Origin of the sequence: Bacteroides eggerthii (assembly GCF_025146565.1) — a bacterium.
Classification (GTDB): Bacteria; Bacteroidota; Bacteroidia; order Bacteroidales; family Bacteroidaceae; genus Bacteroides; species Bacteroides eggerthii.
Window position 1 is genome coordinate 4,069,169 of sequence record NZ_CP102258.1, and the last position, 22,548, is coordinate 4,091,716.

The 22,548-nt window shown below is 47.4% G+C and carries 10 protein-coding genes; all 10 read left to right on the top strand.

From position 1 onward, the window contains the following. The first annotated feature begins 97 nt into the window (after positions 1–97). Positions 98–1,498: a sulfatase family protein gene (locus NQ546_RS16950; protein ID WP_050764418.1), complete on the top strand. Its 1,401-nt coding sequence runs from the start codon at positions 98–100 to the stop codon at positions 1,496–1,498. 21 nt (positions 1,499–1,519) lie between these two features. Then, a complete protein-coding gene (locus NQ546_RS16955) occupies positions 1,520–4,150 on the top strand; it encodes a DUF4962 domain-containing protein (RefSeq protein ID WP_004288550.1) in 2,631 nt (876 codons plus the stop codon). Between the two features lie 248 nt (positions 4,151–4,398). Next, positions 4,399–7,584, top strand: coding sequence for a SusC/RagA family TonB-linked outer membrane protein (locus NQ546_RS16960; RefSeq protein WP_004288549.1), 3,186 nt, complete (start codon positions 4,399–4,401; stop codon positions 7,582–7,584). Between the two features lie 13 nt (positions 7,585–7,597). Beyond that, the gene (locus NQ546_RS16965) at positions 7,598–9,283 is read left to right on the top strand and encodes a RagB/SusD family nutrient uptake outer membrane protein (protein ID WP_039952998.1); all 1,686 of its coding nucleotides are present in this window, start codon (positions 7,598–7,600) and stop codon (positions 9,281–9,283) included. Positions 9,284–9,448: 165 nt separating this feature from the next. Then, on the top strand, positions 9,449–12,070 hold the full coding sequence (locus NQ546_RS16970; RefSeq protein ID WP_004288546.1) for a DUF4962 domain-containing protein: 2,622 nt from the start codon (positions 9,449–9,451) through the stop codon (positions 12,068–12,070). 16 nt (positions 12,071–12,086) lie between these two features. Next, on the top strand, positions 12,087–12,845 hold the full coding sequence (locus NQ546_RS16975; protein WP_004288545.1) for a DUF3575 domain-containing protein: 759 nt from the start codon (positions 12,087–12,089) through the stop codon (positions 12,843–12,845). 13 nt (positions 12,846–12,858) lie between these two features. After that, positions 12,859–13,866 (top strand): DUF6562 domain-containing protein, encoded by a 1,008-nt coding sequence (locus NQ546_RS16980; protein ID WP_004293959.1) that lies wholly within the window; start codon positions 12,859–12,861, stop codon positions 13,864–13,866. Between the two features lie 52 nt (positions 13,867–13,918). Then, the gene (locus NQ546_RS16985) at positions 13,919–15,538 is read left to right on the top strand and encodes a DUF6562 domain-containing protein (RefSeq protein WP_004288543.1); all 1,620 of its coding nucleotides are present in this window, start codon (positions 13,919–13,921) and stop codon (positions 15,536–15,538) included. 293 nt (positions 15,539–15,831) lie between these two features. Then, positions 15,832–18,393, top strand: coding sequence for a DUF4962 domain-containing protein (locus NQ546_RS16990; RefSeq protein ID WP_458692660.1), 2,562 nt, complete (start codon positions 15,832–15,834; stop codon positions 18,391–18,393). A 96-nt stretch (positions 18,394–18,489) separates the two neighbouring features. Then, on the top strand, positions 18,490–22,533 hold the full coding sequence (locus tag NQ546_RS16995) for a hybrid sensor histidine kinase/response regulator transcription factor (protein ID WP_004288541.1): 4,044 nt from the start codon (positions 18,490–18,492) through the stop codon (positions 22,531–22,533). Positions 22,534–22,548: the final 15 nt, after the last annotated feature.

A 22,548-nucleotide genomic window follows, 5' to 3' on the forward strand; every position in this document is an offset into this window, starting at 1 on the left:
ATAAAAAAAACATTAGCGTTCTCCCATACATGGAAAAAGACGTAATTTAGCAATCGGAGAAATAGCCTCTAAAATCTCAATATATAAAACTAATAATATGGTAAAACAAATTCCAATGAAGCACATAGCCTGCCTATCACTGCTTAGCTCATCAATGGCATACGCTGCCGAACGTCCCAACATTATCTACATCTTTACCGACCAGCATACGGCAAATGCCATGAGCTGCGCCGGAAACCCGGATGTGCATACCCCCAATCTGGACAGACTGGCCGCAGCCGGCATTATGTTCCAAAACGCTTATTGTACGGCTCCACTCAGCGGTCCCTCGCGCGGCGCCATGTTCACAGGACACTATCCCGGTTCGGTGGAATTGCTGACCAATGGCGCACCGTTACCGGAAGCGCTCCAAACACAAACACTGGGCACGCTGGTCAAGAATGCCGGATATGAATGTGCATACGGCGGCAAATGGCATGTACCCGAACTTGACATTCCCGACGAAGTACGCGGGTTCGACCAGATACACCGACACAGCGACGACGGATTGGCAGAGGCTTGCGTACAATTCCTTTCACGCAAGCACGACAAGCCTTTCTTCCTCGTGGCCTCTTATGACAATCCGCATAACATTTGCGAATATGCACGCAGCCAGAATCTTCCCTACGGCAACATGGAAATACCCGAAATACGCAACTGTCCGGGACTTCCCCCTAACTTTGCCAAGAATCCTTACGATGCCGATGTCATCGAGGAGGAAAGAGACAATAACTTCAACGTCTACCCCACTGCAACGTTCACCCCTGAGGACTGGCGCATGTACCGCTATACTTACTACCGTCTGGTAGAGAAGGTAGACCGCGAAATCGGTAAGATCATCGACGCCATCGACAAAAACAACCTGTGGAAGAACACCGTTGTTATCTTCTCCAGCGATCATGGAGACGGAATAGGCGCCCACCACTGGAACCAAAAATCGGCCTTATACGAAGAGGTGGTAAATATCCCCCTTATCGTAACCCTGCCCGGCAAGAAGCATGCAGGCGAAAAACTGCCGCAACTCATCAGCAACGGGGTGGACTTCTTTGCCACAATCTGCGACTGGACCGGAGCCGAAAAGCCCGAAAGTACAACAGGAAAATCATTCCGCAAAATAGCAGAAGAGGGTAATCCGCAAGCTCCCCACCAAGACTATGTCATCACCGAAACACGTTTCGACGGCAGCAAAACACGTGGCTGGATGGTACGTACCGAACGTTACAAATACGTGCTGTACGACAAAGGAAGACACCGCGAACAACTGTTCGACATGCAAAACGACAGAGGCGAGACAAGAAACCTGATGATGGAAAACGCTTACGCGAAAGTAGCGCAGCAACATCGAGACATTCTTGAAAACTATATGAATACTTACAAAATCAAGCCTACACGCCCCAAGCTGCACGATGTGCCGGGAAAAGCGCTTCCTAAAAAGGCAAACTCCCACTCATCCAACTAACCTTATAACAATATTAATTACATGAATAAGATTTTATCAACCGTCCTCCTCTTCCTTCCTGCCGTCTGTGCACAAGCGCAGACAGCGGGAAAGGTTACCGTCAGGCTCACCGACACCACTCTGATGCACGAAATGCGTGCAACTCCCTCTCCGTCGGACGGCGCCACCATAAGCGATCGTGCCGTATCTTTCCAATGGCCGCTACCGGCAGAGCTCAACATCCTGCGAAGCGGCTTGGACGGAACAGAAGAGAGCACCCCCAAAAAAGAAGTGGACAAAAGCAAGCTGCGCTATTTCCTGCGTTATTCGCAAAGCCCGACATTCGGACCGGGAAATACCATGCAAATAGAAACCCGCTGGCCTTTCTTCAATCCGGAACAAGACCTGGCACCGGGCACATGGTACTGGCAATATGGCTATGTCACAGGCGGCAAAACCGAATGGAGCGACACACAGCGATTTACGGTAGAACCCAATCCCATGAAGTTTTGCCCGCCCGCTCTGAAAACCGTACTCGAAAAGCTGCCCGCCCATCATCCCCGCGTATGGCTCGACAAGGACGAATGGGACAGTTTCATAGAGAACAGCCAAGGAAAACCCGAACGCCGAACTTATCTCAAACGCGCCAATAAAGTACTCGCCACCCCGATGAAATCCGTAAACGACATCAACTCAGACTTGGCAAAGGGGCTGACCAACAAAGTACAGCAAAGCGCAATGCTCACCCGCGAAAGCCGACGCATCATCGACAGCGAAGAAGCCAATACGGATGTGCTGATTCGCGCATACCTGCTCACCAAAGACCGCCGCTATGCCGATGAAGCCGTTAAGCGTGTCAAGGAAATGGCCACTTGGGGAGACAACAAAAACGTAGTGGGCGACTTCAACGAAGCTACCCTGCTTTCACTCTGTTCCATGGCATACGATGCGCTGTACGACGTTCTGGACAACGCCACGCGCAAATTCCTGCTGAACGAGATAAAAGAATTCGGCAGCAGCATGTACAAACACGACATCAACCGCTTGGAAAACCACATCGCCGACAATCACGTATGGCAGATGACATTCCGCATCCTTACCATGGCAGCTTTCACTGTCTACGGCGAACTGCCCGAAGCCGATGCGTGGACGGACTATTGCTATAACCTGTGGCTCGTCCGCTTCCCCGGCCTGAACAAAGACGGCGGATGGCACAACGGCGATTCCTACTTCCACGTCAACCTCCGCACACTTGTGGAAGTTCCCTATTTCTATACGCGCCTCACCGGATACAACTACTTCTCCGACCCCTGGTATCAGGGAAACGCGCTGTATGTCATCTACCAGCAACCGCCTTTCTCCAAATCGGGCGGTAACGGCAGCTCGCATCAGAATATACTTACTCCCAACGGCACACGCGTAGGATATGCCGATGCTTTGGCACGCATGACAGGAAACACCTATGCCGCAGACTATGTACGCCACATCAGTGAGCGCCAACCCGATATACTCGAACAAGGAAGCACCTCCAAAGCCGGAGGTCTGGCATGGTTCCGCCTGCAATGCGACAAACCACTCCCCAACGGACCGGGATTGAAAGACCTCCCTATGGGGCACGTATTCCCGCAAAGCGGACTGGCTTCGTTTTCCACCGACTTGGACGATACCCGCAAGAGCGCCATGCTCAGCTTCCGCAGCAGTCCTTACGGCAGCACCTCGCACGCCATAGCCAACCAGAACGCTTTCAATACCTTCTGGAACGGGCAGTCGCTCTTTTACAGCAGCGGACACCACATCAGCTTCACCGACAAGCACAGCGTTTACTGCCACCGGGCCACACGCGCCCACAACACAATTCTGGTAAACGGCATGGGGCAACGCATAGGTACGGAAGGCTACGGATGGATTCCACGCCACTATGTCAGCGACCGGATAAGTTACGTTGCAGGCGACGCATCCAAGGCTTACGGCAAAGTAATCTCCCCGCTTTGGTTGCTGCGCGGCAAACAGAGTAATCTGGAATACTCCCCCGAAAATGGCTGGGACGATACCGGACTGAAAATATTCCGCCGCCACATCGTAACGCTGGGCAAAAGCGGCTACTCTTTCATATACGATGAACTGGAAGCTGACAAGCCCGTAACTTGGAGCTACCTGCTACATACAGTCACCAACCCGATGAATGTAGACAAAACCAAGGAATACGTACACATACAAGCCACAAGCAAGGACGGTGTATCCGATGCCTACCTCTTCTCTGCCGGAACATTGAAAACGGACACAACCGGCAGGTTCTTTGTACCCGCCGTTAATTGGCTGCGTGCAGACGAGAACGGACATTTCAAGCCATACCCCAACCACTGGCATTTCACTGCCACATCCGGCAAGCAGAAAGTCTATCGCTTTGCCACAATTGTGCATACGCACGCTAAAGGCACTGATGCAAACACCGTACAGGCTGCGCCCCAAAGACAGAAAGACGGCAGCATACAGGTGGGCGACTGGAATATCAAAGCGAATATTTCCACCGATGGAAAGCCCTCGTTCGAAGTACGGAATACGCGCAAAGGCTACGATGCAAGCGTAAGCTATAAGGATTATGGCCCAACAGTGATACACGACGGCAATAAAAAGACAGAATTGAAAGACGAAGTTCCCGAACTGGAAATCTGACAATCTCTCCTAATTATCCATAAAAACAAGTCCAAAACCACGAACATCACGTGGTCTTGGACTTATTTTTTTATGTCATTCTCATTGTCTGAATGCCATTTTACACAGAAATATAAGAAAACTACACAGAACTAAAAGACAAATCAACGTTCCTACAAAATTACAAAACACACTAAAAAGCAATGGAACTAAAGAATCCCTAATTTAGCAAACAGAAAACAAAACGTAATCATACTATTAAACCCCATATGAAAAGCATGCAGAGATTTTTTCTATTAGCAGTCTGTTTACTCTCCACATTGAGTATTCATGCGCAAAGCTTTACCGTCACCGGAAAGGTTATAGACAATACCGGACTGGAAGTAATCGGTGCCAATATTTCTATCAAAGGGAGTGCAGGCGTTGGAACAATTACCAATATTGACGGACAATATACCCTTAATGTAAACAACCCCGCTAAAGATGTGCTTGTCATTTCTTATATAGGAATGAAAACACAGGAAATAGCGGTAAAAGGCCAAAAACAAATCAATGTGACTTTGCAAGAAGACAGTAAGGTGCTGGATGAGGTGGTTGTCATTGGTTACGGAACAGCCAAACGAGGCGATTTGACCGGTTCTGTCGTATCTGTAAAAAACGAAGACCTGATGCAAACGCCCACCTCGGATGTGGCTCAGGCTTTGGCAGGGCGCGTGGCAGGCGTGCAAATCATGCAAAGCGAAGGCGAACCGGGAGCATCTGTCTCTATTCGTGTGCGTGGCGGTATCTCCATTACCCAAAGCAACGAACCGCTTTATATCATTGACGGTTTTCCCAGCGAAGACGGCATGAGCAGCCTGGATCCCGGTGAAATTGAGACTATCGATATTCTAAAAGATGCTTCTTCAACAGCCATTTACGGAGCTCGCGGAGCCAATGGCGTAGTAGTGATTACTACGAAAAAAGGCACGAAGGACGCTTCAAAAATGAACGTCAGCTTCAATAGTTATATAGGAATACGGAAAGTTAATAAAAAGCTTGATGTACTTTCGTCTAAAGAATATGTGCTGCTGGACTATGAACGCAATTTAGCTTTATATGGAGAAAGCGGCATACGACGGTTCCAGAATGCCTACGGCTCTTTCCAAGAAATAGAAGAAAATTACGGAAACAGAAAAGGCGTAGACTGGCAAGAAGAAGCCTTCGGCCGGGTCACCACCTCACAGAATTATCGTGTGAACATTTCCGGTGGAAATAAAGAACTGAAATACAGTCTTTCCTATAATTATGTAAAAGATCTGGGAGCCATGATAAAAAGCGGAATGGACCGCCACAACGTATCTTTCAACATCTCGCATAAAGCATCCAGCCGTTTTCAAGCCAACGCCCGCCTCAGCTATGACGAATCGAAAACATACGGTATGGGAACTTCGGAAGGAAACAACCGTTTCAACAAAATGGAACATATCTTGCAATACCGCCCTGTCAATTCACTGACAGGCAACGATCGTGATTTGATCACCGGAGATGATGACCTGATTGACGATGAGTCCAATCCGATGCAAAGCCCCATTCTCTCTGCACAAGAAGAAACAAAAATCCGCAAAGTGCGTAGCATGCAGGCTAACGGCGGCTTCACCTTCAACTTCACCAAACGGTTCAGCTTCCGCAACAGTACCGGTATGCGCTATCAGACTTCACGCCAAGACATCTTCTATGGCGAAAAATCCGTTGCCGGCAAACGTTCCAGCATCAACGGCAACATAGCTTACAACGAAAATGGCAGTTTCCAGACCTCCAATGTATTCACTTACGATTATAGAGGTAAGACTCATAAACTGAATGTAATGGCCGGTCAAGAATGGATTTCGCGCTGGTCCAAATACTTGGGAGCCTATGCCACCAACTTCCCGAACAACGACATCGGATTGGACGACATGGGGTTGGGAACTCCGAGTGAAATACGTTCCAGTGTCAACGACGACGACCGCCTGCTTTCATTCTTCGCACGTGCCAACTATAATTTCCGGGAGAAATACTTGTTGACCGCCACAGTGCGTGCCGACGGGTCTTCCAAATTCGCTGCCCACAACAAATGGGGCTTTTTCCCATCCGTCTCCGCAGCATGGCGCCTAAGCGAAGAAGAGTTTATCAAAAAATTAAACTTGTTCTCCGACCTTAAACTCCGGGTGGGTTATGGTTTGGCAGGTAACAACCGAGTAGCAAGCTATACATCGCTTGATTTACTAACGTCCACCCGCTACCCCATCGGTGAAGCGCTCTCACCGGGATATGCCACATCCGGGATTCCGAGTGCCGATCTTAAATGGGAATCAAACAAGACATTGAATGTCGGCATAGATATGGGATTTCTGGAACAACGGATCATTGTTTCTCCGGAATTCTACCTCAACAAAAGTTCCAACCTGTTGCTGAATTCACGCGTGCCGACATCTTCCGGACACAAAACCATGATGCGGAACATCGGAAAAACCAGCAACATCGGTTTCGACCTCAGCATTACTTCCGTCAACATACAGAAGAAAAATTTTACGTGGACCACAAATTTCAATGTCTCGCACAACCGTAACAAGATTGAGGCTCTATCAGGAGAACAGTATTTCCTTGAAGAAGCCCGCTTCGGCTACGACCAGAAAACACACAAAATCGAAGTTGGCAAACCGATAGGACAATTCTATGGGTATAAGACATTAGGATTATATCAGGTAGAGGACTTTGACTACAATGCCAAAGACCAGACCTACACCCTGAAAGAAGGAATCCCTTATATGAGCGGCACATTCAACCGTAGCGACATACGTCCCGGTATGTGGAAATTCGATGATCGGAACGGAGACAAAGTCATTGATGACTCGGACATGAGTGTCATCGGCAATGCCAATCCCGACTTCTACGGCGGTCTGAACAACCAGTTCAAATACAAAGGGTGGGATTTCAACTTCTTTTTCACCTTCAGCTATGGCGGTGAAGTGCTGAATGCAACCAAGCTGACCAACACCAAAACAGCTACCACCAATTACAGTGTGCTGAACATTGCCAACAGCAGCAACCGATGGATGACCGTCAACAGTGAGGGACAACTTATAACCGATCCGGAAGAAATGGCGGCCATCAATGCCGGAAGAACCGTTGCATGCATATATGATATGGAAGCAGGCGACAAATACATCCATTCATGGGCAGTGGAGGATGCCTCGTACCTGCGTCTGAGCAACGTGAACCTGGGATACACTTTTGACCGCAAAAAATTACGCAATTTCAACATCCAGAGCCTGCGCCTCTATTTCACAGGCAGCAATCTCTTCGTATGGACACCTTATAGCGGCTTCGATCCGGAAGTATCCACTAAAGGGAATAACCTAACACCGGGTGTGGATTACGGCGCCTACCCCCGCAACCGTTCTTATGTATTCGGACTTAACATCACTTTCTAAACAAGATACAACCATGAAAAGAAATAATCCCCTATATACTATCTGTTTCTTATTGGCAGGAATGTGTATCAATACCTCCTGTGAAGACATTTTAAGCGAGTCTCCCAACTCTTCATATGAACGGAAAGACTTCTTCCTTACCGACAAACAGGCCGATATGGCCGTATTGGGAGTATACAGTATATTGCCCGGCATTTACGGAGACAAAGACGGCATGGCTTTTCCCTGCTCCGATGACACCTACTATGCCAGCGGGACCAACAGCGACAATACCCGTCGTGATATCTGCCATTACACCATCCGCCCTGCTAACACATGGGTAGACGCAGTGTGGGTAGGGAAATACCAGCAAATCAATCGCGCTAACTATGCCATTACGGGAATTGAAAATATGGACGGATACAGCGACAGCAAAGTTCTGCAGGCTTTCGCAGCCGAAGCGAAATTTTTACGTGCACAAGCAGCTTTCGACTTAGTACGCTATTGGGGAGATGTTCCTTTCAGCATAGATTACACGACCGACTATGAAACTTCTTACAAACCACGTACAGAACGTGAAGAGATATACGAACAAATCATTAAAGACCTGGATTTTGCCAAAGAACATTTGGCATGGGCCAATGATAATTCTTCGCCCGAACGTGCCACTCAAGGAAGCGCACGTGCATTGCTGATGCGTGTACTGCTGACACGAGCAGGATACAGTCTGCAATTGGACGGAAAGACAACCCGCCCGAATGAAGCATTACGTACCCGATATTTTAATGCGGTTATCAAAGAGTGGGAAGCTTTCCAATCAGAAGAAGGACAGTATCATGGTTTTTACGAAGGAGGTTACGAGGAGTTGTTCAAAGGCTTCTCGGCCGGAGTCCTGAACAACCGGGAGAGCTTGTTTGAAGTTTCTTTCTATTACCCCGGCACTAAAGGATATTGGGGAACATATATCGGCATAATTGTAGATGCACCGGCCAATTCGGCAGACGCCAACAAAGTTATGGGTCGTGCAGCAGTCTCCTATCGTGCCGTACCCGAATGGTATGATCTCTATGAAGCACAGGATGTGCGCCGCGATGTGGCTATCGGAAGGCACAGCTGGACATGGAATAAGACAACCGGTGTGCACGAAAAGACAGACTTGTCAAAGAAAAAAGGCAACTGGACCCCTGCCAAGTGGAGACGCGAATGGATGCCGGCCGGCTATAAGGAGCCTAACTATACAGATGTCAACTACTGTATGTTGCGCTACGCGGATGTTGTGCTGATGGCCGCCGAAGCCTACAACGAAACCGGCAATACGCCCAAAGCCTGGGAACTTCTGAATAGTGTGCGCAAGCGTTCCGGAGCCACAGAAATTACAACCCGTAACTATAAAAGTCTGCTCAAGACCAATGAGCTTATGAAAAAACTCGATTTCATCGATGATAGCGACGATACCGGCAAATTCCGTACTGCCCTCTATTGGGAACGCGGCTTCGAACTGGCTTTCGAAGGACAGCGTAAATTCGACCTTATACGTTGGGGCATACTGAAAGAAGCATTAACTCTGTTTGGAGAAAATACGGCAGTCAACACTTCCACCAATATCGCCTACCCTGCCTATCGGAATTTCAAAAAAGGCAAGCACGAACTTTTCCCGATTCCCGAAGATGAATTGCAAATAAACAGCAAACTGGAAGGAGTGAATAACCCCGGATATTAATGGGACATAGACCTTTACAAAAGTTATTAAACAAATTTGCAAGAAACTCAAACGAAATTGAAAGGAAAATCACCAATATCGAATAATGGAAAAACAGACAGAAAATTCCCGTCATCATAAAAACTATAATTTTGCAAAGAGAGAAAAACAATAAAACAACATATCATGAGAAAGACCTTACTAATAGCACTATCACTCACCTTAACCATAGCAATGGTAAAGGCACAAGCACCGGCCACTATCAGGCTGACCGACGTCACTCTGATGCATGAGATGAGGGAAACGGGCATACCGGAAGACAAAGCTATCATCAGCGACCGGAATGTATCGTTCCAATGGCCGCTCCTTGCCGACCTCAAAACGCAAGACAGCGAGCTAAAGGCACTTGCCGCCCAGGCCGCCTTGAAAAAAGCAGATAAAACTAAACTTCGCTATAAAGTACGCTGGTCACAAGATGCAACCTTCAAAAAAGGAACCATGCAAGCCGAAACCCGCTGGCCTTTTTTCAATCCGGAACAAGCTCTGGCACCGGGCACATGGCATTGGCAATTCGGCTACGTGCTAAATGGCGCAACCAAATGGGCGCCTGTCCAACAATTTACCGTAAATAAAAACCCGGCAATGTTCTGTCCGCCGGCATTGAAAACGGTACTGACCAAACTACCGAAAGTTCATCCGCGCGTCTATATGGATAAAAGCGACTGGGATAATCTCATCAAACGCAGCCAAGGAAGTGCCGACCGCAAGACCTATATCACTCGCGCAGACAAAGCACTTGCCACACCTATGAAATCTGTCAATGACATCAATACCAAATTGGCGGAAAAGCTGACTAATGCAGCCCAGCGAGAAGCAATGATGACCCGCGAAAGCCGTCGTGTTATTGATGCGGAAGAAGGTAATATCGATGTACTGGCACGTGCCTACCTATTGACTAAAGACCGTCGCTACGCCGACGAAGCCTTGAAGCGTGTCAAAGAAATCATCACATGGGGAGGAAACAAAAACATAGTCGGCAATTTCAACGAGGCCACAATGCTGTCCCTCTGCTCCACCATTTACGACACACTGTATGATTTACTGGATGACGCCACTCGCCAACTGTTTCTGGAGCATATAAAAAAATACGGAAACAACCTGTTTAAGATGTATAACAACCGTTTGGAGAACTTCATTGCCGACAACCATGTATGGCAAATGAACTTCCGTATCTTCACAATGGCTGCCTTTACCGTTTACGGTGAATTGCCCGAAGCCGACACTTGGGTGGATTATTGCTACAATCTCTGGCTGGCACGCTTCCCCGGTCTGAACAAAGACGGCGGATGGCACAACGGTGACTCCTACTTCATCGTAAACGTCCGTACCCTGGTCGAAGTTCCCTATTTTTATAGTCGCATCACCGGCTACAACTACTTCAACGACCCTTGGTACCAGGGTAATGCCTTATACATCATTTATCACCAGCCTCCTTTTTCCAAATCCGCCGGAAACGGTAGCGCACACCTGAACGTAACGCGGCCAAGAGGTTCCAGAGTGGGATACGCCGATGCACTGGCACGCATGACGGGAAATACGTATGCTGCCGATTATGTGCGTATTATACAAGCCAGTCGTGCCAATATACTGGAAGAAGACAATGTTGGCAAAGAAGCCGGACTTGGTTGGTTCCGCCTGCAATGCAACAAACCGTTGCCTACCGGCGCCGGACTGAAAGACCTGCCATTTGGATATGTATTCCCCGAAACCGGACTTGCTTCATTCTCCACCAACCTTGAACGTGTGGGCCGCAGTGCCATGTTCAGTTTCCGTAGCAGTCCTTACGGCAGCACCTCCCATGCGCTGGCAAACCAGAATGCGTTCAATACATTTTGGTCGGGACAACCGCTATTTTACAGTAGCGGACACCACATCAGCTTCATCGACAAGCACAGCATGTATTGTCATCGCGCCACCCGCGCCCATAATACCATTCTTGTAAACGGCATCGGACAACGCATCGGCACCGAAGGTTACGGCTGGATTCCACGCTACTATGTGGGCGAAAAGATAGGCTACGTACTGGGTGATGCATCCAATGCCTACGGAAAGGTTATTTCTAAAAGCTGGCTGGCAAGAGCCAAAAAGGAAGAAGTATCGTTCAGCCCCGAAGCCGGTTGGGACGACGTGAAGCTAAAAACCTTCCGCCGTCACATCGTAGAACTGGGAAAAACCGGATTCACATTCATCTATGACGAACTGGAAGCCGAAGAACCTGTCACTTGGAGCTATCTGCTACATACGGTCACCAATCCGATGAATGTCAATATGGTAAACGAGTTTGTGCACGTTCAGGCTACCAGTAAGAACGGCATTTCCGACGCCTACCTACTGGGCAGTGATGAATTGAAGACAGACACTACCAGCCATTTTTTCACTCCTGCCACCAATTGGCTGCGCGCCGACGACAAAGGAAACTTCAAGAAGTATCCGAACCATTGGCATTTCACCGCCACTTCAGGCAAGCACAAAGTGTATCGTTTTGTCACTATTATTCATACCCATATCAACAAAACCACTCCCGACAAACCGTTCTCCATACCGCAACGTCTGAAAGACGGCAGCATCAAGATGGGAAGCTGGATCATCAAGGCCAACGTATCTTCCGAGGGCAAACCTTCGTTCGATGTACGTTTCCCAAGACCCCAGTACGATGCGGCAGTGACCTACGACGGTGACGTGACCGTAGTACGCGAAGACGGTTACGAAACAACTTTAAGAGACAAATTACCCGAACTGGAAATCTAATAATACCGAAAAACATATGAAATCGAATAGATTCATGCAACGGGGCTTTACCCTGACACTCTGCCTGATGGTATCGTTATTGGTGGGAGCGCAAACTCCCAAGAAGCCGCGTATGCAGACTTCCGCTTCCCCAAAAGAAACGATATATAAATCTTGGGAAGATATGCAAGCCGAACTGAAAACAAAGAGTACACCTGCCAAAGCTCCTGCACAGACCGGCAAAAGCAATGCTGCCAAGAATAAAACGGTTAACAAAGCGCCCAAGGAGAAAAAAACGGCAACTCCCACAAAGTCCTACATCGCCCTGAAGACTAACGTGCCTTTTCTGGCAGTAGGCATACAAAATCTGGCAATAGAAATAAAACTACACAAACATATCTCCATTGACTTCCCTGTGATGTGGAGCATCGGAGATATCGAGCGTGAGCATGGACTGCATACCATCGCTTTCCAACCCGAAGGGCGCTGGTGGTTGAAGTCTGCAGGCGAAGGACACTTCTTCGGTCTGCACGCCCATGCCGCCTGGTTCAACCTGAAATGGGAAGATACGCGTTATCAAAGCGAGCAATATCCTTTGTTGGGCGCCGGCATCAGTTATGGTTATAAGTTGCCTTTTTCCGAACACTGGGGAGCCGAATTTACGCTTGGTGCGGGATATGCCAACATGAAATACAATACATATTACAACATAGAGAACGGCGCAAAGCTGGATACCCGTAAACGTAACTATTGGGGTATCACCCGCGTAGGCGCATCCTTGGTTTACCGTTTCTAATACCTGCAAGATTATGAAGAAGAACTCATACACACCGCTTTTCAAAAGTATTTGTTGCCTGCTGTTGTCCCTGACAATGACTGCCTGCAGCCTTTACGAACATCCCGAAATGACCGAAAACGGAGAAATAGGAATAGACCCTACGGCAGTAAACGTCAACATCAACCTGTCTCTGCAACTGAAAACAGACGAGGCGGCCAATGACGAGGTTGCTTCCCGCGCCGACGCCGAAACCGGATACCGCCACCGCATTATTGTGGACGCTTATCTGAACCGCATCCTTTCCAAACGACAGGTTGTCTACAAAGAACTGACCGAAGCGGCAAAGCTGGATATGGAACTCAATCTGAAACTCCATGCACGCGACTATCAACTGGTGATATGGGCAGACTACGTCAGTGAAGACAGTGATGATGATCTTTTCTACAACACCACTACGCTCGCCCCTGTCATCTCGCCCGAAACCTATCTTGGAAACTCGGAGTATAAAGATGTGCTTTATAGTTGTCAGGAGCTGAACTTAAGTAAATATCGCAACCAATGGAATGCCCAAGTAGCATTGAATCCCGAAATGAAACGTCCCACCGCACGTTATGAACTCATAGCCAACGACATAGAGACGTTTATGACAAACGGTGCGAAAGCGGGCAGCAAATATACCATGACCGTACGCTATCTGGGTTTCTACGACACAGGCTTCCACACGTTGGATGGCATCAGCAAACATGGTTTGCAGTACGTCACATACAAACGCACGATTACCGTTCCCCAAGAAGGAACGCAAGAGATGAGCATTGCTTTCGACCACATCTTCGTACCCGAAAATGGTGAAGTGCCCATTGCCGTAGAGTTGAGTAATGATAAAAACGCACTGCTGGCACGCACCTACCTGACCCTGCAATGCAAGACAGGCGATCGCATCGTGAAGCGTTCCAATTTCCTTACCGCCGACCCGTCCGGAGGTATCGGTGTAGATCCCGGCTACGACGGAACGATAGATGAGGATCTGACCGTAGAATAAGAATCAATGAGAATCAATAATAATTATATAACACTTTAATATTTCTAAGATTATGAAAAGAAGTTTACTAAACATCACAATGGCTGCATTTATCAGCTGTTTTGCAGCTTGCAGTGAAGAAGAAATTATCGCCACCCAGGACGGAACTCCCAAGGAAGTAACCGTCATGGCACAAGTTCCTACGAATCCGGCTACACGCAGCGTAGGAGTAGACAATGTAATTGGTGACAACCAACTGCGTTGTATCCTCTCCGTCGTGAACAGTGCAAACAATTCAGAGCTAGCCCGTATAGAAAAACTGGTAGGTGCAGATGATACCAAAATATCATTCACTTTTACAGTAGGCAGTGACGTAGATTACAATTGCTTGTTCTGGGCAGATTATGTAGATAATAATGTAAGTAAATCCGGTGAAAGATATGCCGATAAGTACTACAACACAACCAATCTGCAAGGTATCAGTGTAAAGGTAGATGCCGACACGCCGGCCAACAACGCCAAATTGTTCAACAATGCCGCTGCCGATGCCTTCTATGGTGTACTTCCTAAAGCCTACATTGACGATTCTCAAACACCAAGCATTACTTTGAAGCGTCCGTTTGCCAAACTGAACCTGAAACCTGAGAGTAACGATGGATGGGCAAACCAAATCACAACAATGGATATAGAATTTAATATGCCGGGAGAGTTCAACATGTTGACAGGTAAAGCTGCCGGTTCCAAGACGCCCGTGAAAGCAACCGGAGTATCCAAAGCTGAAAACGCTTATTTCTCAACATTCTTGTTCATTGAAGATCCCGAAACAGCAAAGTTCAATGATGATATCAAAATAAGTTTTGTCAAACCGGGCTCCGAACCTTCCGAAACTGTAACAAGAACTATCAAAGGAGGATTTAATATTAAACCGAATAATGAAATTAATGGCGAAGCCAACCTCTCTAAAGAACAAGATATTACTGTGGATGTAACCGTTGACGGTAAGCCTGAAGATCCAAATGCACCGAAAGTAGGAGATTACTTCTACACTGACGGCACTTGGTCCACAGAGCTAAATGGTGAAAAAACCGTAGCCGGTGTTATTTTTGACTTGGCAGCGGATGACGTTTTAGAAAACTACGAAGGAAGCAACCTGCAAGACAAAGTAAGAGGATGGGTAGTGGCATTGAACGATATTTCCGCTAAATGGTATGACGGATCATCTAATCTCACCGGTAATAATTTAACAAATACGATTGAAGGCGTAGCAGTCCCAACAAGTACAGGTCCAGAGCAGATAGCCAAAGAATTATTAGGATATAAAAATTCAAAAGCTATCACAGCTGTAACAACTGATTCAGAAAAGTTCCCTGCTAATACAGAATGTAGCAATTGGTCCCCAAAAATAACCAGCAATACAACAAGCGGTTGGTATTTTCCCTCAATAGCCCAACTTCAAAGAATATATCAAGCCGAGACAACTATTACCGATAAATTAATAGCAGCAAGCGGTAAAGCTGTTAATACAGGAGTATATCTAAGTAGTACTCTATACAAGACCAAAGAGCTTAGCTATGCTCCTTTAGGGATCAATCTCAAAGAAGCAGACAAAGCTGAGCAGGCAAATTCTTACGGGATTGCTAGAACCCAAAGAGCGAATGGCGGATATTATGTTCGTGCCGTCCTGACTTTCTAACTCCCATTAACGGCCTTATATCAATTCCAAGAAAGGCAAGCCCCTTTCATCCTTGCCTTTCTTCATTAAGTTTTGTCATTCAGAGCGCAGCGAAGAATCTCCTCTCTCACTATTCATAAAAACAAGTAATTCTTCCATTTCGTTCTGAATGACAAAGCTAAATATTAACATTCCCCTAAATTAAAAAAGAGAAAAAGCCTTCTAACAAAAACGACGGCTTCCTTACATGAAAACGCCTAAGAATCGCAAGCTGTTATTTTCAAAGCATTAGCAACTATATAGAATATACCATTATGAAACAAAGTTCCTGCCTACGGTTATTGCCATATCTCTTTGCTGTCCTACTGTTGTTCTGCGCCTGCCATGACGATGCAATGCCCGAACAACCGGCTTCCACCGACACCGAACCCCCCGAAGCACTTGATGCCTATCATGACAAGATACGAGAGAAACCTTATCCCAAAGCAGACAATGAACTTTATCTGAACCCCTCGCCCCTCATCGTTCCACAAACCATGAAGACCGGCGCCAAGCTGCAATTCTCCCTTTCACGCAGCAAAAACTTCGATACACCCGAAACCGTCACCTCACAAGCCGTAGCGTGGTGTATGTTCAACCCCCATAAAAAGCTGGAAAACGGCACATGGTACTGGCGTTTTCGCAACATCTCCGCCGACGGAACCGAAGAAGCATGGAGCGAGATCCATCCATTCGAAGTAAAAGAAACGACTCCCGTTTTCGTTACCCCGCCGTTCGAAACATTCCGACAATATGCACCCCACACTTACCCTCGCCTCTACTGCTTTCTGGACGACCGAATTCAGGAAGCACGACAAGAAGCAAGCTCACATTCCGAATACCAGCGACTGATCCAAAACGCTGCCGATGCCCTCAAAGCAGACCTGACTGCCATCGGCAACCCATACAGCCAAATCAATGTCATCAAAAGATACGTACAAAGCCTTTATCAAGCCTACTATCTGACACAGCAGGAGACCTATGCCAAACGCCTGCACGAACTGCTGCAACTATTGCTCAACACCCCTGTGAGCGATGCCGTCCTGTTTGCCGACAACTTCGGAAGCACCAACATCGCTTACTGCTTCCTCAAGCCCTACGATTTGCTCTACAAACGACTGAGCAGCGAAGAACGCCAAAGTGTAGAAAACTTGTTGATGCGTGTACTGCGCTTTTATTATCCGCAACAACAGGGTACGCAGGAAAACCGCATCTTCGATAATCATTTCTGGCAACAAAACCTGCGTGTACTCTTTCAAACCACTTTCCTGCTTTACGATAACGAAGCCCTGCAAGATGAGGTGTTGCCCATAATGGAATATTACTATGAACTGTGGACAGCCCGCGCACCGGCTTCCGGCTTCAACCGGGACGGAATGTGGGCCAACGGAACAGGCTATTTTAACAACAATGTGTATACACTGTTTTATATGCCGATGCTCCTCTCGCACATCACACGCAAAGACTTCCTGCTGCATCCCTGGTATCGAAATGCCGGACAGGCGCTCACTTTCACCTGTCCGCCGGAATCCAGGAATATCGGTTTCGGTGATAATAGTGAAAAATATACCACGTCAACCTACCAATATGCGGCTTTCGCCGATTTTCTGGCACGAGAAACGGAAGACGGATATGCAGGCTGGTATGCCCGGCAAGCGGCAAAGACTTTAGTCCGCGACAACGACATGCGTCTCTACCGTATGGCAAGCAATACGCTCTCCTATGTAACGGAACTTCCGGCAGACTGCCCGAAACTCATCTGGTACAAAGATGCGGGTGAAGTAGCGATACACAGTGACCTGACGAATCCCCGGAACGACTTGGCGCTGGCCTTCCGTTCCAGCACATTCGGTTCGGGAAGCCATACGGTCTCCAACCAAAATGCGTTCAACCTGCTCTACCGCGGCGCAAACATATATCGCAGCAGTGGCTACTACACCAGCTTCTCCGATGCCCACAACCTGATGTCTTATCGCCACACCCGCGCCCACAACACGATACTGGTCAACGGCATCGGACAGCCTTACTCCATGCAAGGCTATGGCAACGTGATGCGCGCCATGGGAGGTGACAACCTCTCCTACTGTTTGGGCGACGCTTCCAAAGCATACTCCGGCATCAGCACAGATCCCATGTGGGTGGAAGCTTTCGAAGCAGCCGGCATCACACAAACTCCAGAGAACGGGTTCGGTTCCACACCGCTCACTCTATACCGCCGCCACGTACTGATGCTGCACCCCGACATCGTCGTCATTTACGATGAGCTGGAGGCCAAAGAAGCCGTACGGTGGGACTGGCTGCTACACAGCCCCACCGAGTTCAGCATCGACAGCAACCGGCAAACGGTAACCACTTGCAATACGGAAAAAGCTTTCACCGCCACTACCAGCCTGTTCAGCAACGAACAGATAACCCTGTCGCAAACCGACCGTTTCACCGTACCGCCTCCCGGAGCATCCGATACTACCTATCCCAACCAGTGGCACCTGACGGCTTGCATCGACGGAAAAGCAAAGACACGCATACTTGCCGTCATCCAGATAAAACCCGACAACGATACTCCCGTCAAGATACAACGTAACGGAAATATCCTGACCTGCGGTTACTGGACGATAGAGGCCGGGCTGGATGCTTCTTCACCTGCCATGCTGAACGTAACGCACAGCATGAAGAAGTCGTCCTTTCACTATGGCAACGCCTCCCTTGTGCTGGGCGGACAATCCTATGTGCCTGCCGACCGTAGTTCGTCTATACTCTATGATAAGATAAATGGAGAATACCTCGTCATGGAACAGGCAGACCATCGGCCGCTTTCAACCCGCGCCTCAAGCCGTTAAATCCGTAGGTAACGGGCACGAACAAATATGCCGCAAAGCTATCATATTGAAAAATAATTCCATATCTTTGCCCAATAACCTTATTCTTCATCGGACATGACAAAATATATATTATTTTTCATCGGGTGCTGCATATTGTTCGCGCCCCTTCGTTCACAAAACGTAGAACCGATCAAGTTCGTCCACATCGGTCTGAATGAAGGGCTTTCGCAAAGTACCATATTCGGCATCACACAGGATAAACAGGGAAACATGTGGTTCGCCACCTATAACGGGCTGAATAAATACAACGGCTACGACTTTACCGTTTATCAACACGATGAACACAACCCACACAGCATTAGCAACGATATAATCCGCAGCTGTACCGCCGACAGGCTGGGCAAGATATGGATAGGAACCGATAGCGGACTTTCATTCTACAATGCCGACAAAGACCGATTTGAAAACTTCTCTTCTGAAGACAGAGGGGAGCAAGTACCCATCAATGGCATCGTGGAGTTCAACGATCACGAATTACTGCTGTTTTCCAACAAAAAAAAACTGTTACTGTTCAACACCGAAACCTCGCAGTTCTCCTGTAAAATGCCGGAATCTTCCTTAGAATCCCTTTCGCCTACGGTTGTGGCCCGGCAAGGAGATTACATCTATATCGGCAGCAACAACAAAGTTTATACTTATTCCCTCGCAGCAAACACACTGAGCAGCTTCGTATTAAGTGACAATCTGAAAGATAAAAATATCACAGCCATTCTGCAGCAATCACCCACCCGGATTTGGATAGGCACCGAAGGAGGCGGACTTTTTCTATACAATCCGCAAACAGGGACAATCAAAAATTACAGTCATACGCCCAAAACGGCTAATTGCATCAGCTCCGATTATGTACGTTCACTTGCACTCGACTCCCAGCACCGGCTGTGGATAGGCACCATCAACTCCCTGAATATTTACAACGAGCAAGAAGACAACTTCAACATTTACACCAGCGACCCGCTGGAAAACGGAAGTCTTTCGCAAATGTCCGTACGTAACATCTTCATGGACACACAGGGTGGAATGTGGCTGGGCACTTATTTCGGAGGAATCAATTATTATCATCCGCTGAAAAACCGCTTCCGGAATCTGCAATTCACCGCCAAACCCAATTCGCTGAACAGCAACATCATCAATTGCATCCGGGAAGATGCACAGAAAGGCCTTTGGATAGGAACTAATGGAGGCGGAGTAAATTACTATAACCCCCAAACCGGGAAATTCACCCACTACACCCAAAAGGAAGGGCTTGGATCGAATGATGTGAAAGCCATCTACATAGATGAAGCGAACAAACAGGTTTACATCGGTACACATACCGGAGGTCTCAGCATTCTTCATCGCCGGTCAGGACAGATAGAGACCTACAACCGAAACAGCAGGGAAAAAAATATCTATGCCATCGAGCCGACAGAAACAGGAGATTTCTGGATGAGCGGCATGAGTTCCATTCTCAGGTTCAACCCCTCGCAGTTATCTTTTTCCAGCATAACCACCCAATCAGACGGGCGGCCGTTTCTCCGGGAACGCGTTTCGAACTTTTTTCGCGACAGCAAACATCGCTTATGGCTCATCAGCGAAAAAGGACTGTTTGCCTATACCGAGCAAAACGGAAAATTACACAACTACCCAATACCTGCATTAGACTCCATCAGCCGTAAATTCATCAATTGTCTGTATGAAGCACACGATGGAACATTCTGGATAGGTACTCGAAGCGGCATCTGCCGCCTGAATGAAAAAAGCCAGGAAGTCACTCTATACACAACAGCGCATGGACTGCCCAATAATGTAGTACATGGGATATTGGAGGATTCTTATGGAAAACTTTGGATTAGTACCGACAAAGGTATCAGTTGTCTGCACCCCTCTACCGGAAAGTTCCGTAACTTCACTAACAATGACGGGCTACAAAGCAATCAGTTTACGGCTGCCTGCCAACGAACCGCTGACGGACAAATGTATTTCGGCGGAATTAACGGCATTACGACATTCCGCCCGGAAGAAGTGGTAGATAATCCATATATACCACCGGTTGTCATCACTCAGTTACGGCTTTTCAACAAGATCGTTTTTCCGGATGATGAAACAGGAATACTGGAGAGAAACATCAATGAAACACGTAGCATTACATTCACCGCCCAACAATCCATGTTCTCGTTGGAGTTTGTGGTATCCAATTACGCCTCAGGCACTCATAATACCTTTGCCTACAAACTTGACGGATACGACAAGGAATGGTATTATACAAACTCGCAACGCGTGGTCTCGTATTCAAATCTGCCGCAAGGCACTTACCGTTTTCTCGTAAAAGCAGCCAACAATGACGGCAAATGGAATGAAACACCCACCGAGCTGGAGATTATCATTCTGCCTGCCTGGTACAAAACCTGGTGGGCATCCCTCTTGTTTGCAGCAGCTTTCATAGCCGCCACAGTTTTCGTCTTCCGCTATTTTTGGATTCGGAAAAGCATGAAAGCTGAGATACAAATGGCACAGATAGACAAGGAACGACAAAAAGAAGTAAACGAAATGAAGCTACGTTTCTTCATCAACATCTCCCACGAACTGCGCACCCCACTCACCTTGATACTGGCTCCGCTCCATGAAATGCTCAACAAAGTGAATGACCGGTGGCAACACAAGCAACTGGAACTGATGAAACAAAATGCTACCCGGTTGTTGCATCTAGTTAATCAACTGTTGGATTACAGGAAAGCCGAACTGGGAGTCTTCGGTCTGAAAGTAAAACCATCCCAAGTACACCGGATTATTGAAAAGAACTTTCGGTTCTATGAAGCGTTGGCACAACGAAAGGGAATACAATATGACTTCTGCTCGGAAGTGGAAGATAAAGAAATACTCTGTGATCCCAATTATCTGGAGCTGATTGTGAATAATTTGTTATCCAATGCTTTTAAGCACACAGAAGAAGGGCAGAGTATCACTGTATCATTGAAAGATACCGGAAACAACCTTCTTTTACAAGTCAAAGATACCGGCAACGGAATACCCTTGGAAGAACAGAAAAAGATATTCGAACGGTTCTATCAAGTCAAAAGCAGTCATACCGGCAGCGGTATCGGACTTTCGTTAGTGCAACGCCTGGTGGAACTTCATCATGGACATATCGAACTGGACAGTGCAGAAGGCGTTGGAAGCACCTTTTCCATTTTCCTGCCTATTGACAAGAAGTTTTATCGTCCGGAAGAATTTCAGCAGGAAAGCACCATAGCAGAAATAGAACAAAGCTACTCTGTCAATCTACAGGAAATGTATGTTGCAGACGCCGAAGAAGCCTCCGAAGAAGAAACGGAAGAAGAACCGGAAAAACCAACAAAACCTCGGCAGAAAGAAAGCATCCTGATTGTAGAAGACAATTCGGACATCCGCCAGTACCTCTGTGAAGAACTGGGCAAATTGTACAATGTTCTGGAAGCGAAAAATGGCAAAGACGCATTGGAAATAATGAAAGAGCAGGAAATAAATCTTATATTGACGGATGTCATGATGCCCGTAATGGACGGCCTGCAGCTATGCAAGCAAATCAAACAGAACCTAAACACTTGTCATATTCCAGTCATAATCTTATCGGCCAAAGCCGATTTAGAAGAACAATTAGAAGGGTTGCATATGGGTGCGGACGATTATATTCCCAAACCTTTCTCCCTGACACTGGTGACAACGAAAATAAGAAACCTGTTCCGCACACGCTATCGAGCTATCCAATACTATTCAAATTCGCTGGAGATAGAACCGGAGAAACTGACCCTCAGTCCTCTGGATGAAGAAGTGTTGAAAAAGGCTATGGAAATTATGGAACAGCACCTTGACGATGTGGAGTTCTCTACCGAGGAGTTTGCACGTGAAATGTGTATGAGCCGTTCCAGCCTGCACCTGAAAATGAAAGCTCTGACAGGTGAGTCAACCAATGACTTCATCCGCAAGATACGTTTTAACAGAGCATGCAAACTTTTGAAAGAGGGAAGATACACAGTAGCGGAAATCAGTGTAATGGTAGGATTCAGTACCCCGTCTTACTTTGCCACCAGTTTCAAGAAGTATTTCGGTTGTTTACCCTCGGAATATATCAAGAACAAATGAGGGCCAATGGATGAT

Bases quoted from the DNA above. Each gene is read 5' to 3' on its own strand.
- NQ546_RS16950 (WP_050764418.1), top strand. From the start codon at position 98: ATGGTAAAACAAATTCCAATGAAGCACATAGCCTGCCTATCACTGCTT.
- NQ546_RS16955 (WP_004288550.1), top strand. From the start codon at position 1,520: ATGAATAAGATTTTATCAACCGTCCTCCTCTTCCTTCCTGCCGTCTGT.
- NQ546_RS16960 (WP_004288549.1), top strand. From the start codon at position 4,399: ATGAAAAGCATGCAGAGATTTTTTCTATTAGCAGTCTGTTTACTCTCC.
- NQ546_RS16965 (WP_039952998.1), top strand. From the start codon at position 7,598: ATGAAAAGAAATAATCCCCTATATACTATCTGTTTCTTATTGGCAGGA.
- NQ546_RS16970 (WP_004288546.1), top strand. From the start codon at position 9,449: ATGAGAAAGACCTTACTAATAGCACTATCACTCACCTTAACCATAGCA.
- NQ546_RS16975 (WP_004288545.1), top strand. From the start codon at position 12,087: ATGAAATCGAATAGATTCATGCAACGGGGCTTTACCCTGACACTCTGC.
- NQ546_RS16980 (WP_004293959.1), top strand. From the start codon at position 12,859: ATGAAGAAGAACTCATACACACCGCTTTTCAAAAGTATTTGTTGCCTG.
- NQ546_RS16985 (WP_004288543.1), top strand. From the start codon at position 13,919: ATGAAAAGAAGTTTACTAAACATCACAATGGCTGCATTTATCAGCTGT.
- NQ546_RS16990 (WP_458692660.1), top strand. From the start codon at position 15,832: ATGAAACAAAGTTCCTGCCTACGGTTATTGCCATATCTCTTTGCTGTC.
- NQ546_RS16995 (WP_004288541.1), top strand. From the start codon at position 18,490: ATGACAAAATATATATTATTTTTCATCGGGTGCTGCATATTGTTCGCG.